The organism is Actinomadura rubrisoli (assembly GCF_004349215.1).
Classification (GTDB): Bacteria; Actinomycetota; Actinomycetes; order Streptosporangiales; family Streptosporangiaceae; genus Spirillospora; species Spirillospora rubrisoli.
Window position 1 is genome coordinate 1 of record NZ_SMKU01000215.1, and the last position, 15777, is coordinate 15777.

The following is a 15777-nucleotide window of genomic DNA, read 5'->3' on the forward strand; positions in this document are numbered from 1 at the left end:
CCCCGATGCCGGTCCATCCCGCGCCCCCCGCTCTCACGGACACCCCGCATGCCTTGAGCGACCACGGTGTCACGACCGGGGGGCCGGGCGGTATCCGTGTGAACCCGCACAGTCAGCGAGGGCTTGAGAGGCCGGTGAGAGGCCGGTGAAACGCCGGCGTCCAAGGCTGATCCCGACGGCGAGGGAGCCTCGCCCGTTCCCGACAGGAGGCAGACAGTGCCGGACAGCACCCAACTCGACGCCGGATTCGGGTCCAGCCCGACGGAGGCGGTGTCCGCCACCTCACCGCCCGGCCGTCCGCCCGCCCGCGGCGAGATCGTCGCGGGCCTGGACTGGCCGGACGAGGCGACCGCGTTCGCCGCCCGGCAGGCCGCGACCGCCAAGTCCGAACCGGTGCGCGCCGAGCACCGCGCCGAGGCCGCGGCCTGGCTCCAGGACAACGCCCCCGCCCAGGACGACCCGGGGGCGCTGATCGACGCGATCATCGCCCGCGCCCTGGCCCACCCCGACCAGCAGACGCTCCTGCAGACCCAGGTCCTCCTGACCGAGCTCGGCCGCGACCCGGAGATGACCGCCCTCATCAACGACCGGATCACCGGCGAGATCATCCACCGTGTCGCCGACCTCAGCCGCACGGGCCGTCCCGACCAGACCGAGGAGGGCTGACCATGACCGTCAGCGCCACCGGCGTGTTCTACAAAGAGCCGAACCAGGCCGGCGAGAGCATGTACATCTACCTCACCGAGAACGACCGCTACACCCACGAGAACGGCAAGAACCTCCAGGACGACGGGTTCTACGGCCAGATCAACTCGGCGCGGCTGTTCAGTTCGAGCGTGCGGGACACCAGCCTGACCTTCTTCTGGGAGGACCAGTTCAACGGGCCCTTCGTCCAGCTCACAAGGCCCAAGGGCTCCGTGCAGGGCGACATCTGGGTGACGGGGGCGGTGCACAGCTACCTGCTCACCGGCACCGCGAACGGCGGCGCGAAGGAGGTCAGGCTGAGCTACCGGGACCTGTTCTTCCAGGACTGGATCGCGATGATCGACCAGATGAAGGGCGACTCGATCCGCCGCGACTTCGATCCGATCCTGACGTGGGAGATGTTCCCCGCCGACCCCCGCTACACCGCGCTCGACCCGAACCTGACCTACCTCAAGGTGCACCAGGACCTCATGGCCCTGGTCCCCTGGCCGTACACCGACTACCACATCTGGATGGAGTACTGGATCTACCTGTACCCCACCGGCAACGGCATCCGGTGCACGGTCCCGCAGTACGGGTGGTACGTCGACGGCGGCGCCCTGCACGACAACGTCCGCGACCGTTTCGTGTGGCGGGTCAGGGACGGGGCGGCGACCCTGCGGGACAGGGTCAACGCCAAGCTCGCCCAGTTCGACGGCATGGCTCCGGGCGGGATCCACGACATCTACTACCTGCCCGGCAAGCAGCCGCAACCGCCCACCGACACGGTGCGCGGCCACACCCACGACGACGTCACCGTCGTCGTCGCGATCAACTAGGGGACTAGTCGATGTCGGCCGGGCGGACCTCAAAGGGCGGCCGTGACCCGGGCCCTGTGCTCGGCCGGGGTTCCCCAGGCCGAGTGCAGGGCGCGCGCCTTGCGGATCCACAGCGACGGGTCGTACTCGTCGGTGTAGCCGATGGCGCCGTGCACCTGGAGGGCGGCCTTGGCGGTCCCGTACGAGGCGTCCGACGCGGCGACCTTGGCGGCGGACACGTCCCGCGCGAAGTCCGGGGTGCCGTAGGCCAGGGCCGCGCCGTAGACGAGCGGCCTGGCGAACTCCAGCTCGACCATGGCGCGCGCGAGGCGGTGCTTGATCGCCTGGTACTCGCCGATCGGACGGCCGAACTGCCGCCGCGTCCTGGCGTACTCGACCGACACCTCCAGCAGCGCCCGTCCGATCCCGGTCTGCTGCGCCGCGCACAGCAGCGCCCCGAAGTCGGAGATGCCGGACGGTGCCGGGGAGACCGGGAAAAGGCGGCGCGCCGGATCAAGGGAGGCGACGGGCTCGCCGGCCACTTCGCGCTCTTCCTCCGGCAAAGGTAGGGGGGAGCCGTCCACCGCGAGCACCAGGTCGGCGGCGTCCGCGTCCAGCGCGTACGGGACGGCGAGCGAGACGACCGCCGCGCCCTCCGCGATCCGGGGAAGCCAGGTGGCGTCGCCGGTGCGGCCGAGCAGCTCCGCCGCCGCGAGGGTCTCCACGTACGGGCCGGGCGCCGCCGACCGGCCCAGCTCCTCCATCGCGACGACCAGTTCCACGGGCAGGAGCCCGGCGCCGCCGTGCTCCTCCGGGACGGCCACCGCGAACACCCCGGCCTCGGCGACGGAGGCCCACAGCGCCCGTCCCGGCGCGCCGTCCCCGGCGGCCCAGGCCCGCGCGGCCTTGGCCGTGCCCGCCTCCGACAGCAGCGCGCGCAGCGTCTCCCCGAACATCCGCTGCTCGGCGGAAAGGACGAACTTCACCGCGACCCCCTCGGCAGGCCGAGCAGCCGCTCGGCGATCACGTTCAGCTGGATCTCGTTGGTGCCCGCGTAGATCGGGCCGGCGAGGGAGAACACGTAGCCCTCCAGCCATTCCGAGTCCAGTTCGCCGTCCGGGCCGAGCACGTCGAGCGCCGTCTCGTGCAGCGCCACGTCCAGTTCCGACCAGAAGACCTTGTTGAGGCTGGACTCGGCACCTATGTCCTCGCTCCGCGAGATGGTCTCGAAGCCCTTGAGCCGGTAGGCGCGGGACCTGATCCAGGCGTCGGCGACGCGGTCGCGGAGCGCCGTGTCGGACGGGTCGGCCCGCTCCCTCCACAGCTCCACCAGCCGCTCGGCCGCCGCCGTGAACCGTCCCGGGCTGCGCAGGGTCAGCCCGCGCTCGTTGCCCGCCGTGCTCATCGCGACGCGCCAGCCGTCCCCGGGCGTCCCGATGACGTCCTCGTCGGGCACGAACACCCGGTCGAGGAACAGTTCGGCGAACGCGGGCTTGCCGTCCAGCCGCCCGATGGGACGCACCGTCACGCCCTCGGCGTCGAGGGGGAACATCAGGTAGGTCAGGCCCTTGTGGCGCGCCGATTCGGGATCGGAGCGGAACAGCCCGAAACCCCGGTCGGCGAAGGCGGCCCGGGAGCTCCACGTCTTCTGCCCGTCCAGCAGCCAGCCGCCGTCGGCGCGGGTGGCGGTCGCGCGCAGCGCCGCCAGGTCGCTGCCCGCGCCCGGCTCCGACCACGCCTGCGCCCAGACCACCTCCCCGGCGGCCATCGGCGGCAGGATCCGCCGGAGCTGCTCCGGCGTGCCGTGCTTGAGCAGGGTGGGCGCCAGCAGGTTGATGCCGTTCTGGCTGACGCGGCCCGGCGCGCCCGCCGCGTAGTACTCCTCCTCGAAGATCAGCCACCGCAGGACCGGCAGGCCGCGCCCGCCGTACTCCACGGGCCAGGACACCGCGCCCAGCCGCGCCTCGCCGAGCGTCCGCTCCCACTCGCGGTGCGCCGCGAAGCCCTCGCCGGTCTCCAGCGACGGGAGCGGCTCGGCGGGGACGTGCGCGCGCAGCCACGCCCGCACCTCGGCGCGGAACTCCTCGTCCGCCGGGTCGAAGTCAAGATCCATCCGATGCCGCCTTCATGCTCTGGGCACTCTCCCCGGCCAGCGGGTCGCCACCCGCGTCTCCCGTGTTTCTAACAACTGTTTGGTAGGGTAACCGGTCCCGCAACCCCCGTCCGCACCCCCTCCCGTCCATCGGGATCGCGCAGGTCACGGCCGCGTGGATGGATTTCTTCGCCTCCGCCGGAAGAAATTTTCGGCGGCCGGGCGCCTCCGGATTGACGTCGGGCTCTGACATCGTCCGCAGGGCGCCCGGCGCGGGTCCGGCCGCGTGGCGGGCCGAGGGGTGGGGCGCTCGGAGATGGAACGGTCCATACCTTGACTCGCGTGACTGACTCCGGACCCGGGCTGACGGACTATGTGCACGTCAGATGGATGTTTGACCGGGATCGAGCAAACTTCTCCCGACTAATGACTGAAGTCGCGCACGGGTGCTACGTTCCCCTGCGTGACATCAAGCAAGCGGCGTGCGCAGATCGTGTCCTCGCTGCGTACGAAGGGTGCGGCGTCCGTCCGGGAGCTGGCCGAGAGCCTTCAGGTGAGCGAGTCGACGATCCGGCGCGACCTGGACCTGCTCGACCGCAACGGCGAGCTGCTCCGCACCTACGGGGGCGCGGCGCTGTCGCCTCAGGCGGCGGCGCCGGAGATCTCCTTCGAGGTCTCGGCCGCGCGCGACAGCGCGGAGAAGGAGGCGGTGGCCGAGCGGGCCGCCGCGATGGTCGAGGACGACATGGTCGTCGTGCTCGACATCGGCACCAGCACCCGGCTGATCGCGCGGCGGCTGCGGGGCAGGCCCGTCACCGTGATCACCGCCAACCTGGCCGTGCTGGACGAGCTGCGCGACGACGACGCCGTCCGGCTGTGCCTGCTCGGCGGCGTGGTGCGGCGCAACTACCTGACGCTCGTCGGCTCGCTCACCGAGGCCGCGCTCCGCCAGGTCAGCGCCGACCTCGTGTTCCTCAGCTGCACGGGCGTCCGGCCGAACGGCCATGTCGTGGACGACATGGAGGTCGAGACGCTGATCAAGCAGGCCATGATCGAGGCGGCCGACCAGGTGGTGCTGGTCGCCTCCGAGGCCAAGTTCCCCGGCACCGGCTCGCTGCGCGTGTGCTCCCTCGCGCAGATCGACACGCTCATCACGACGGCCGGTGCCGATCCCCAGACTCTCGAGCTCTGCCGTCAGGCGGGCGGGAAGGTGTTCATCGCATGAAGCTGGCCATTCTCGGGGGTGGCGGGTTCCGGGTGCCGTTCGTGTACCAGGCCCTGCTCCAGGACCAGAGCTCCCGGCGGATCGAGGAGGTCTGGCTGCAGGACTCCGACGCCGGCCGCCTGGACGCCATGCGGGCCGTGCTCGCGACCTACGCCGACGGCGCGCCGGACGCGCCGAAGGTCTTCACGACCACCGTGCTCGACAGGGCGCTGGAGGGCGCCGACTTCGTGTTCGCCGCCATCCGGGTCGGCGGCCTGGCGGGACGGGTGTGCGACGAGCGGGTCGCCCTGGACCTGAACGTCCTCGGGCAGGAGACCACCGGCCCCGGCGGACTGGCCTACGGGCTGCGCACCATCCCGGTCATGATGGACGTCGCGCGCCGCGTCAAGGCGCTGGCGCCGAACGCCTACGTCATCAACTTCACCAACCCCGCCGGGATGATCACCGAGGCGATGCAGGCCGTGCTCGGCGACCGGGTGCTCGGCATCTGCGACACCCCGTCCGGCCTCGGGATGCGGGTGGCCGCGGCCCTCGGCCTCGACCCCGGCCGCGTCCAGCTCGACTACGTGGGGCTCAACCACCTCGGCTGGATGCGCCGCATCATGCACGACGGCGTGGACGTGCTGCCCGCGCTGCTCGCCGACGACGCGCTGCTCGGCTCGCTGGAGGAGGGCGTCGTCTTCGGCCGCGAGTGGCTGCGCGACCTCGGGTTGATCCCCAACGAGTACCTGTACTACTACTACTTCAACCGCGAGGCGGTGCGGGCCACGCTGGACGCCCCGCAGACGCGCGGCGAGTTCCTCGTCAAGCAGCAGGCCGCCTTCTACGAGCGGGTCGCGGCGGCCTCCGGCGACGCGGCGATGGGGCTGTGGCGCGAGACGGTCGCGTCCCGCAGCGCCAGCTACATGGCCGAGATGAAGGGCGCCGAGACCGGCGAGGCCCTCGACGGCCACGCCGCGGTCGACCCGGTGGACGAGGGGTACGCCGGGGTCGCGCTGAGCGTGATGGGCGCGATCAGCCGCAACGAGCACGCCACGATGATCCTCAACGTGCGCAACGGCTCCACCCTCACGGCGCTGCCCGAGGACGCGGTGGTGGAGGTGCCCGTCATGGTCGACGCGGGCGGCGTCCACCCGCTCGCGACGGCGCAGCCCGACCTGCACCAGACGGGCCTGATGCAGCAGGTCAAGGCGGTGGAGCGGCTGACGATCAGCGCCGCCCTCACCGGCTCGCGGACCGAGGCCGTCAAGGCGTTCGGGCTGCACCCCCTGGTCGACTCGGTATCGGTCGGCCGCGAGCTGCTCGACGGCTACATCGACCGCATCCCCGAGGTGGCGGCGGTCTTCGCGGGCGGCGACCGTCCGTGACCCCCCGACAGGAGCGCACGGTATGACCAGAAGGCTACGGGCCCGCGTCCTGGCGGGCTCTCTCATCGGCGGCACGGTGATGGCGCTGCTCGTGGGCCTGCTGCCCGCCCAGCCCGCCGTCGCCGACGGCCGGGGAGGGCACGGCGGGGCGGGCGCGCGGGCCAGGGCGACCGCCGCCGTGGACGCGATGATGCGGTTCTACGACCGCGGGTCGGGGCGCTGGCAGCCCGAGTCCCCGTGGTGGCAGTCGGGGAACGCGCTGCAGGCCCTGCTCGACTACATGGCCAAGACGCGCTCGAACCGCTACATGGGCGCGGTGAAGAACACCATCGAGCTCCAGCGCAAGCCGCTGCCGTGGTGGCCGGAGGGCGGCGGCGAGTTCCGCGCCGACTCCACCGACGACACCGGCTGGTGGGCGCTGGCCATGGTCCGCATGTACGACATCACGCGCGACCGGCAGTACCTGGGCATCGCCAAGACCGACGAGGCGTACATCCGCAAGTACTGGGACGACACCTGCGGCGGCGGCGTCTGGTGGGACATCCCCGGCAAGTCCTACAAGAACGCGATCAGCCTTGAGCTGTACTTCAAGCTCCTTGCTTCCCTGCACAACCGCATCCCCGGCGACCGCGTCTATTTGGCACGTGCCAAACAGGCGTGGCGGTGGTTCGCGAACAGCGGCATGATCAACGGCGAGCACCTGGTCGACGACGGCCTGGACACCCAGGGCGGCGGCTGCGCCAGCAATCACGGGACGACCTGGACCTACAACCAGGGCGTCGTCCTCGGCGGGCTGGCCGAGTTGTACCGGGCGACCGGCGACCGGAGCCTGCTGGTGTCCGCGCGCCGCATCGCCGACGCCGTGGTCAAGAGCCCGGCGCTGTCGCCGCGCGGGATCCTGACCGAGCCCTGCGAGCCGGCCGGCACCTGCAACGCCGACCAGGCGTCGTTCAAGGGGATCTTCGCCCGCAATCTCGCCGAGCTGGACCGGGTCGTGCCGGGCCATCCGTACCGCGGCTACCTGCGCGCGCAGGCCGCGTCCCTGTACACCCGGGCCCGCGACGGCCGCGACCAGTACGGCCTGAGCTGGGCCGGGCCGTTCGACCGCGCGGATATCGCACGCCAGGAGTCGGCGGTCTCGCTGCTGACCGCCGTCCTCTGACCGCACCGTCCCGCCGTCCCTCCGGCCGGCCCTTCCGATCACCAATTGTCCTGACATCCAGTCAAAGTAACGATCTACGTCGTCATTGACGGCCCTCGTGAGGAGGCGACATGACCGCAGAGACCCTCGGCGGGACCCAGGCCGCCGGCTCGGCCGGGGACGGGGCCACCGAGCCCGGGCGGCCGCCCGAGCCGTCGCTGGCCGACCCCTGCGCCGAGCGCGGTCTCGCCCGCGAGCGGCTCCGCCGCGACCGGGAGCCCGGCGACGCCGGCGCGATCCCCGACCTGGACGTGTTCCTGAGCGGCCAGGTCTTCATGGACATGATCTTCACCGGGCTGCCGGGGCTGCCGCCGCCCGGCACGGAGCTGTTCACCGACGGGCTCGGCTCGGCGCCCGGCGGCATCGCGAACATCGCGGTGGCGATGAGCCGGCTCGGCCTGCGCGTCGGCCTCGCCGCCCCGTTCGGGGACGATCTGTTCGGGGCCTACCTGTGGCGGACGCTCGCCGAGCAGGAGGGCGTCGACCTCGGGCACTCCCGCAAGGTGAACGGCTGGCCGACGCCCGTCACGGTGTCGCTGGCCTACGACTCCGACCGCAGCATGGTCACCTACGCCAAGCCCGTGCCGGACCTCGGCGGGGGCGGTCCGGCACGGGAGGGCACGGCGCCGGAGGGCACCGCGCCGGAGGGCACGGCGCCGGAGGGCACGGCGCCGGACGCCGCCGCGGGGGACGGTGGCGCCGGTGGCGAGGAGGTCCTCGGCTCCCGGCCGCCGTCGGCGCGGGCCTGCTTCGTCGACATCGAGCGCCCGGTGCCCGGCTGGGCCAGGGAGATGCGCCGGGCGGGGGCCCTGGTGTTCGCCGACCTCGGCTGGGACGCGACGGAGCTGTGGTCCAGCGAGGTCCTCGACCGGCTGGAGCACGTGGACGTGTTCCTGCCGAACGCGGTGGAGGCCATGGCCTACACCCGGACCGGCTCGCCCGAGGACGCGGCGCGCGCCCTGTCCGAGCGGGTCCCGGTCGTGGTCGTCAAGCGCGGCGGCGCCGGCGCCATCGCGATCGACTCCACCACCGGCGAGGTCGCCGAGACCGACGCGCTGCCGGTGGAGGCGCTCGACGCCACCGGCGCCGGGGACGTGTTCGCCGCCGGGTTCCTGTTCGGGACGCTGGCGGGCCTGCCGCTGGCCGAGCGGCTGAAGTTCGCGAACCTGTGCGCGGGCCTGTCGGTCCGGCACCGCAGCGGCTCGCTCGGCGCGCCGTGCTGGGGCGAGATCGCCGCGTTCGGCGAGTCCGGCGAGGTGCCCGAGCCGGTGCTGGAACAGTACGCGTTCGTGGTCGACTACATCCCCGACTCGGCGACCGACACGGTCGTCCGGGCCGAGCCCACGCTGAGGGCCGATCTTCAGCACTCGTCGTGACCCTCTACCATCCCCGCACGCAGAAAGGAGCCGCAATGCCGACACTCAAGAGGCGTGGGGCGGTCGCCGTGGCCGCGGCCCTCGTGACCGCGCTCGCCGCCGCCTGCTCTCCGGGCTCGTCCAACGACAAGCCCGACAGCAAGGCCCCGGAGGCGGTCAGCACCGACGTCGCCAAGGCCGGGAACGTCACGCTGACCGTCTGGGACCAGGAGGTCCAGGGCGGCCTGAAGGAGCAGATCGAGAAGCTCAACGGGCAGTTCCAGGCCAAGTACCCGAACGTGAAGATCAAGCGGGTGTCGCGGTCGTTCAGCGACCTGCAGAAGACGCTGCGGCTGGCGCTGTCGGGCGGCGACCCGCCCGACGTGGTGGAGGCCAACCAGGGCTACGCGTCCATGGCGCAGTACGTCAAGGCCGGGATGCTGCTCCCGCTCGACTCCTACGACCAGGTGTACGGGTGGAAGAAGCGCTACCCGAAGGGCCTGATGGACCTCAACAGCGTCACCGACGACGGGAAGCTGATCGGCTCGGGCAAGCTGTACGGCGTCTCGCTCAACGGTGAGATCGTCGGGCTGTACTACAACAAGGAGAAGCTCGCCAAGCTGGGCATCCAGCCGCCCAAGACCTGGGCGGAGTTCGACCAGGCCCTCGCCACCGCGAAGGGCAAGGGCGAGGTGCCGATCGCGTTCGGCAACGTGGAGAAGCTGCCCGCGATGCAGCTCTACGGCATCCTCCAGGACGGCCTGACCGACAAGGAGACCGTCCGCAAGCTCGTGTTCGGCAGCGGCGGCTCCTGGACCGACGCCCCGAACGTCCAGGCGGCGCAGAAGCTGGCCGACTGGTCCAAGCAGGGCTACTTCACCAGCGGCGCCAACTCCGTCAAGTGGGACGACACGCCGGTGAACTTCGCCAAGGGGCAGGGCGTGTTCATGTTCGGCGGCACCTGGTGGGCGCCGGACCTGGACAAGCGGATGAAGGACAAGGTCGGCTTCATGCTGCCGCCCCCCTCGCAGGCCGGGGCGGCGTCGGCGACCATGGGCGGGGAGAGCCTGCCGTGGTCGATCACCTCCAAGTCCAAGCACCCGGACGTGGCGGCGGCCTACATCAACTTCATCACCTCGCCCCAGGCGATGGACGTCGCGGTGGAGACCGGCAGCCTGCCGGTGCTGCCCGCGTCCAAGGAGCCCGAGGGCGCGCTGCTGAAGGAGGTGGCGGCCGCGTGGACGGTGCTCAGCAAGAACGACGGCACCACCCCGTACATCGACTACGCCACGCCCACCTTCACCGACGTGTTCGGCGGGCAGCTCCAGCGGCTCGTCGCGGGGAAGGCGACCGCCCAGCAGGCCATGAAGACGGCGCAGGACGACTACACCGCCTTCCAGAAGAAGAAGTAACGATCAGCTCCGTCGCCGGCCGCGCCGACCGCGCGCCGACCGCGCCGCACAGGCCGGAGGGCCGCCCACAGGGCGGCCGGCGACGGGACAAGGGCTGACGACGGGAAAGCAAGGGAGCCCGCACATGACGACCGTCGCGCGGCGCAAGACCCCGGGGACGGGGCGCACGACGCCCGGCCCCGCCCGGACGCGGCCGCCGGGCGGCCGGGAGAGGTCCCGGCCGCCCGGGGAGCCGCGCCGGGTCGGGTGGCTGTACGTCCTGCCCGCCCTGCTGGTGTACGGCGCGTTCCTGCTGTGGCCGCTGGTGCGCGGAGCGCAGTTCTCCCTGTACCACTGGGACGGCCTGGGCACATCGACGTGGGCGGGCCTGGACAACTACACCAGCACCTGGTCGGATCCGACGCTGCGCGGCGCCTTCGGCCACCTGCTGATCCTCCTCGTGTTCTACGCCGTCCTGCCGTGCTGCATCGCGTTCGTGCTGGTCGGCGCGATGTCCCGGACGAAGATCCGCGGCCTGACGTTCTTCCGCACGGTGCTGTTCCTGCCGCAGGTCGTCGCGATGGTCGCGGTGGCCGTGGCGTGGCAGTGGGTGTACTCCGCCGACGGGCCGGTCAACACCGTCCTCGGCTGGCTGCACGACCTCGGCCTGCCCGACTGGCGGCACGGCTGGCTCGGCGACTTCACCTTCGCCCTGCCCGCCGTGGGCCTGGTCGGCACCTGGGTCGGGATCGGGCTGGCGCTGGTGCTGTTCCTCGCCGGCGTCCAGAAGATCCCGAAGGAGCTGTACGAGGCGGCGCGGATCGACGGCGCCGGACCCGTCCGCGAGTTCCTCAGCGTGACGCTGCCGGGGCTGCGGCGGGAGCTGGCGGTGGCGCTGACCCTGACCTCGATCATGGCGATCCGCAACTTCGACCTGATCTACATGGCCACCGGCGGCGGCCCCGGCGACTCGACGAAGGTCCCGGCGTACGAGGTCTACAACCGCACGTTCAACACCGGCGAGGTCGGCCTCGGCTGCGCCATCGGCATCACGCTGGCCGTGCTCGCCTTCGCCCTGACAGCCGGCATCGGCCGGCTCGTGGAAGGCAGGAGCGCATGAGCACGCGGAACGAGCGGTTCCTCAACCACGCGATCCTGGCCGTCTTCGCGGTGATCGCGGTGTTCCCGATGATCGGAATCGTGACGCAGGCGCTGAGCCTGCCCGGCGGGCTGGATTTCTCCTCCTTCGGGACGGCCTGGCGCGAGGGGCACTTCGGCACCTACCTGCGCAACAGCCTCATCGTCACCACGATCACCGTCCTCGTCGCCACCACGCTGTCGATCATGGCGGGGTACGCGCTCGGCGCCATGCGGTTCCGCGGCGCCCAGGTCGTCTTCCTGCTGTTCCTGGCGGGGCTGACCATCCCGACCGAGACCATCGTGGTGCCGCTCTACTTCGACCTGCGGTCGGTCGGGCTCGACAACTCCTACGCCGGGCTGATCCTGCCGCAGGTCGCGATGTCGGTCGCGTTCGGCACGTTCTGGATGCGCGCCTACTTCCGCAGCGTCCCGCCGGCGCTGCTGGAGGCGGCCCGCATCGACGGCGCGTCCAGCTGGACGACGCTGTGGCGGGTGCTGGTGCCGATCGGCCGCCCGGCCATCCTCACCATGGTCGTGCTGACCACCATGTGGACCTGGAACGAGTTCCTGCTGCCCCTGGTGATCATCAACTCGGACGAGGGGCTGCGCACCGCGCCGCTCGGCCTGTCCTTCTTCCAGGGCGCGCACAAGACCGACTACTCACTGCTCATGGCGGGCGCGCTGATCATCGCCGCGCCCATCGTGATCGTCTATGTCTTCCTGCAACGGCAGTTCATCGCAGGAATGCTCTCGGGGGCCATCAAGGAGTAGGGAGTCCGGGGCCGCTCGGCGGCCCCGGACGGCACGCAATCGAACAGGAGAGTTCATGCGAAGACTCGCCCTACCCGCCGTCCTGTCGGCCGCGCTGGCGGCCGTGGCGCTGGCCGGTCCGCCGGCCCAGGCGCAGGAGCGGGCGGCATCGCCGCCCGGACACGGCGGGCCGTCCACCCAGGGCGGGCTGGACGTGCTGTTCGTCGGGGCGCACCCCGACGACGAGGCCGGCACGCTGTCGACGCTCGGCCAATGGAACGAGTTCGGCGTCGGAAAATCCGGTGGCGCGAAGACCGGCGTCCTCACCGTCACGCGCGGCGAGGGCGGCGGCAACGCCTCCGGCACCGAGGAGGGGCCGCCGCTCGGCCTGCTCCGCGAGAACGAGGAACGGCGCGCCGTCGGCAAGGCGGGCGTCACCGACATCCACTACCTGGACAAGGTCGACTTCTTCTACACGGTGAGCGCGCCGCTCACCGCCGAGACCTGGGACCAGAAGGCGACGCTGGAGAAGGTCGTCCGGCTCGTCCGCCAGACGCGGCCCAAGGTGATCGTCACCATGGAGCCCGCGCCGCTGCCCGGCCAGCACGGCAACCACCAGGACGCGGCGCGGCTGGCCACCGAGGCGTACCTGGCCGCCGCCGACCCCCGGGCCTACCCCGGGCAGCTGAGCAAGGAGGGGCTGCGCACCTGGGCACCGGGACGGCTGTTCAGCACGGGCGGCGCGTCCGGGCCCACCGGGTCCGCGTGCGCGGTGAACCCGGCCACGTCCAGCCCGGGCACCGTGTCCTACGGCGTCTGGGGCGGGCGCGCGTCCGCCCGCAACGGCGGCAAGACGTGGGCGCAGGTCGAGCGCGAGGCGCAGCGGACCTACGTCAGCCAGGGCTGGGGCGGCTTCCCCGACGCGCCGTCCGACCCGTCCAAGATCGGCTGCGACTACTTCACGCAGGTGCACAGCCGGGTGCCGTTCACGCTCGGCAACAGCGACCCGGCCGCGATGCTGGAGGGCGCGCTGACGCCCGCCAAGGGCGGCCTGCCGCTCGGCGCGCAGCTGTCCCTGACGACGGACTCCTTCGGGGTGACCCCCGGGCGCGCCTTCAAGGTGACGGCGCACGCGAGCTCCCCGAAGACGCTGAAGGGCGCGCGGGCCGCGCTCGCGGTGCCGTCGGGTTGGACCGTTACAGGTTCCGGTGACCTGGGCAAGGTCGGCTCGAAGGAGCGGACCGCGACGTTCACCGTCAAGCCGTCGGCGGGCGCCTCGCTCGGGCGCGCCCGGATCGCGGCGACCCTCACCGCGGGCAGGGCGTCCGGGCAGACGGCCGCGCTCGTGGAGGTCCGGCCCGCCGTCACCGGCGTGCAGGAGCCGCTGCCGCGCGTCGCCGACTTCGACGCCTGGGCGGAGAAGAACGGCGTCCCCGCGCTGAGCGGCCGGATGAAGCGGGTGCTCACGCTCGGCTCCGGCAAGTCGCGCAAGGTGCGCGTGGACCTGGCCAACACCACCGCGTCCGCCCAGTCGGGCACGGTCAAGCTGGACCTGCCGAAGGGCTTCGCCGCCGACGAGGCGTCCAAGCCCTACACGCTCGCGGCCGGGGCGAAGGGCTCGGCCACGTTCACCGTCACCAACACCGACGCCTCGCTGCCCACCTCCAACCAGGGCGGCACCGGCGGCGACTACGACATGACCGTCACCACGTCCTCCGGCTCGGGCACGCCCGACGTGCAGAAGGGCGGCCTGGAGCTCGTCCCGGTCGCCACGCTGCCGAAGGCGTCGGCCGCCCCGGCGGTGGACGGCAAGGAGTCGCCCGGCGAGTACCCCGGCAAGGAGCTGGACCTGTCGCGCCTGTGGGAGGGCACGGCCTGCGAGAACGCCGCCGACTGCTCGGCCACCGGCAAGGTGACCTGGACCGACGAGGCGCTCCACGTGCTGGTCAAGGTCCGCGACGACAAGCAGGGCACCACCCTGGGCGCGGACGACTGCAAGCGGCACTGGCGCACCGACTCCGTCGAGATCGCCGTCGACCCGCGCGGCGACTCCGAGAACACCTCCACCACGTTCAAGACCGGCATCTTCCCGCGCATGTCCGACGGGAAGCCGTGCTTCGAGCGCGACGCCGACGCCCACCAGGGCGGGCCCGAGACGGCGCCCGGCATGCAGGTCGCCTCGACGGTGGCGCAGCCCTACGACGGCTACGTCATCGAGGCGAAGATCCCCTTCAAGGCGCTGCCGACCGCCGTCGACCCGGCGCGGATGGGCCTGAACGTCTTCGTCTACGACTCCGACACCCAGGACAAGACGGGCCAGACCCGGATCGGCTGGTCCACCTGGGGCGGCGTGCAGGGCGACCCGTACCGCTGGGGCCAGGTCGCGCTGCCCGGCCACACCCCGCCGGCCGGCATGCCGACCACGCCGCCGGCGCCGGTCATGCCGACCGACGCCGCCGACTCGGTCAGCTCGCCCGAGTCGATCCTCCAGGCGGTGCGGACCGGCGTCCCGCTGGCCGCGGGTCCCGCCGCGCCCTGGTCGGACACGGCGCGCATCATCGGCAGGCCCAAGGTCTCCGGCGGCGCCACGACCGTCAGGCTGCTGGCGACCGGGCCGGGCACCGCGCACGTCCACGTGTGGGACGGCAAGGTCCTCGGTACCAAGAAGGTCGAGATCAGGCGCGCCGGCGTCCAGACCGTCACCGTGCCGGGCGCGAGCGGCGTCCTCGCCGTCGCCTTCGAGGCGAAGAAGGGGGGCACGGCGAGCAGCGTCGCCCGGCTGTCCGGCTGACGTGACCCGCCGCCGCACCGGGCGCGAGCCCGCCCGGTGCGGCGGCGGCCTCAGGGCGCTTCTTATGGATCTACTTGCCGACGAGCGTGTGCGAGAACGAGTAGCGATCGGCGCGGTAGGCGTGGGTGCCGAACTCGACCGCGGCGCCCTGGTCGTCGAACGCCGTGCGGGTCATGGTGAGCAGGGGAGTGCCGCGGCGCTCGTCCAGCAGCCGGGCCTCGGCGGCGGTGGCCGCCCGCGCCCCGATCTCCTGGTGCGCGATCCTGATGTTGACGCCCGCCGCGCGGAGCGTCTCGTACAGGCCGTGCTCCTCCAGGTGGGCGGCGGTGACCTCCAGGAGCCCGGCGGGCAGGACGTTGGTCATCAGGGCGAGCGGCTCGCCGCCCGTGAGCCGCAGCCGGCGCAGCCGCACCACCTCCGCGCCCGCGCGCACGCCGAGCCGCTCGGCCGCCTCGCCCTCGGCGGGGACGGCGCCGAGCTCAAGGACCCGCGTGCGCGGCTCCCGCCCCGCCTCGGCCAGGTCGTCGTACAGGCTCGACAGCTCGATCGGGCGCCGCACCTGCGACTGGACGACCTGGGTGCCCACGCCCCGCTTGCGGACGAGCAGCCCTTGGTCGACCAGATGCTGGATCGCCTGGCGTATGGTCGGCCGCGACAGCCGGTAGCGCGCCGCGAGCTCCAGCTCGTTCTCCAGCCGGGTGCCGGGCGGCAGCTCGCCCGCGCGAATCGCGTCCTCAAGCTGCCGGGCGACCTGGAAGTAGAGCGGGACGGGGCTGCCGCGGTCCAGCGTCACCCTAGGTCCGTGCACGTCAGGAGTCCTTCCCGTCGGTCGCGCCGAGAATAGCGCGACCGGTTGGCCAGGTTGTTAAGTCCGTATGTCAGGACATACTATTGACAGGTTTGGAGCGTTCCATGAAACTCGGTCGCGTCGACTTCGGGAGGGGAACGGGATGAGGGTCGGGC

General features: G+C 72.1%; 13 protein-coding genes. 10 read left to right on the forward strand and 3 right to left on the reverse strand.

Annotation, left to right across the window (positions count from 1 at the left end):
- Nucleotides 1–216 precede the first annotated feature (216 nt).
- Together E1298_RS30965 and E1298_RS30970 are read left to right on the forward strand one after the other, a co-directional pair.
- The gene (locus E1298_RS30965) at nt 217–666 is read left to right on the forward strand and encodes a hypothetical protein (RefSeq protein WP_131899536.1); all 450 of its coding nucleotides are present in this window, start codon (nt 217–219) and stop codon (nt 664–666) included.
- 2 nt (nt 667–668) lie between these two features.
- Nucleotides 669–1523 carry a hypothetical protein gene (locus E1298_RS30970; RefSeq protein WP_131899538.1) on the forward strand — a complete coding sequence of 285 codons (855 nt, stop codon included), beginning with the start codon at nt 669–671 and terminating at the stop codon, nt 1521–1523.
- A gap of 29 nt (nt 1524–1552) precedes the next feature.
- On the opposite strand, the gene E1298_RS30975 is transcribed toward E1298_RS30970, so the two are convergent.
- Complete coding sequence (locus E1298_RS30975; RefSeq protein WP_131899540.1) at nt 1553–2488, reverse strand: acyl-CoA dehydrogenase family protein; 936 nt, start codon at nt 2486–2488, stop codon at nt 1553–1555.
- Nucleotides 2485–3615, reverse strand: a complete 1131-nt coding sequence (locus E1298_RS30980; protein WP_131899542.1) for an acyl-CoA dehydrogenase family protein — start codon at nt 3613–3615, stop codon at nt 2485–2487. The genes E1298_RS30975 and E1298_RS30980 overlap by 4 nt, the downstream gene beginning before the upstream one ends.
- Nucleotides 3616–4057: 442 nt before the next feature.
- On the opposite strand from E1298_RS30980, the gene E1298_RS30985 reads away from it, so the two are divergent.
- The 8 genes from E1298_RS30985 to E1298_RS31020 all read left to right on the forward strand — a co-directional run bounded on the left by E1298_RS30985 (nt 4058) and on the right by E1298_RS31020 (nt 14814).
- Complete coding sequence (locus E1298_RS30985) at nt 4058–4819, forward strand: DeoR/GlpR family DNA-binding transcription regulator (protein WP_131899544.1); 762 nt, start codon at nt 4058–4060, stop codon at nt 4817–4819.
- Entirely contained in the window at nt 4816–6186 is a 1371-nt protein-coding gene (locus E1298_RS30990) for a 6-phospho-beta-glucosidase (protein ID WP_131899546.1), read from the forward strand. The genes E1298_RS30985 and E1298_RS30990 overlap by 4 nt, the downstream gene beginning before the upstream one ends.
- Before the next feature lie 22 nt (nt 6187–6208).
- Nucleotides 6209–7348, forward strand: a complete 1140-nt coding sequence (locus E1298_RS30995; protein WP_131899548.1) for a glycoside hydrolase family 76 protein — start codon at nt 6209–6211, stop codon at nt 7346–7348.
- A gap of 110 nt (nt 7349–7458) precedes the next feature.
- Entirely contained in the window at nt 7459–8763 is a 1305-nt protein-coding gene (locus E1298_RS31000; RefSeq protein ID WP_131899550.1) for a PfkB family carbohydrate kinase, read from the forward strand.
- A 35-nt stretch (nt 8764–8798) separates the two neighbouring features.
- Nucleotides 8799–10154, forward strand: coding sequence for an extracellular solute-binding protein (locus E1298_RS31005; protein WP_131899552.1), 1356 nt, complete (start codon nt 8799–8801; stop codon nt 10152–10154).
- A gap of 124 nt (nt 10155–10278) precedes the next feature.
- On the forward strand, nt 10279–11253 hold the full coding sequence (locus E1298_RS31010) for a carbohydrate ABC transporter permease (RefSeq protein ID WP_131899554.1): 975 nt from the start codon (nt 10279–10281) through the stop codon (nt 11251–11253).
- On the forward strand, nt 11250–12044 hold the full coding sequence (locus E1298_RS31015) for a carbohydrate ABC transporter permease (RefSeq protein ID WP_131899556.1): 795 nt from the start codon (nt 11250–11252) through the stop codon (nt 12042–12044). Before E1298_RS31010 ends, E1298_RS31015 begins: the two co-directional genes overlap by 4 nt.
- Before the next feature lie 55 nt (nt 12045–12099).
- A complete protein-coding gene (locus E1298_RS31020) occupies nt 12100–14814 on the forward strand; it encodes a sugar-binding protein (protein WP_131899558.1) in 2715 nt (904 codons plus the stop codon).
- A gap of 70 nt (nt 14815–14884) precedes the next feature.
- Here E1298_RS31020 and E1298_RS31025 read toward each other — a convergent pair whose 3' ends face one another.
- Nucleotides 14885–15622 carry a GntR family transcriptional regulator gene (locus E1298_RS31025; RefSeq protein ID WP_243725919.1) on the reverse strand — a complete coding sequence of 246 codons (738 nt, stop codon included), beginning with the start codon at nt 15620–15622 and terminating at the stop codon, nt 14885–14887.
- Nucleotides 15623–15777 lie beyond the last annotated feature (155 nt).

Coding starts and splice junctions, on each gene's coding strand:
- E1298_RS30970 (WP_131899538.1), top strand. CDS start 669: ATGACCGTCAGCGCCACCGGCGTGTTCTACAAAGAGCCGAACCAGGCC.
- E1298_RS30980 (WP_131899542.1), bottom strand. CDS start 3,615: ATGGATCTTGACTTCGACCCGGCGGACGAGGAGTTCCGCGCCGAGGTG.
- E1298_RS30990 (WP_131899546.1), top strand. CDS start 4,816: ATGAAGCTGGCCATTCTCGGGGGTGGCGGGTTCCGGGTGCCGTTCGTG.
- E1298_RS30995 (WP_131899548.1), top strand. CDS start 6,209: ATGACCAGAAGGCTACGGGCCCGCGTCCTGGCGGGCTCTCTCATCGGC.
- E1298_RS31000 (WP_131899550.1), top strand. CDS start 7,459: ATGACCGCAGAGACCCTCGGCGGGACCCAGGCCGCCGGCTCGGCCGGG.
- E1298_RS31005 (WP_131899552.1), top strand. CDS start 8,799: ATGCCGACACTCAAGAGGCGTGGGGCGGTCGCCGTGGCCGCGGCCCTC.
- E1298_RS31010 (WP_131899554.1), top strand. CDS start 10,279: ATGACGACCGTCGCGCGGCGCAAGACCCCGGGGACGGGGCGCACGACG.
- E1298_RS31015 (WP_131899556.1), top strand. CDS start 11,250: ATGAGCACGCGGAACGAGCGGTTCCTCAACCACGCGATCCTGGCCGTC.
- E1298_RS31020 (WP_131899558.1), top strand. CDS start 12,100: ATGCGAAGACTCGCCCTACCCGCCGTCCTGTCGGCCGCGCTGGCGGCC.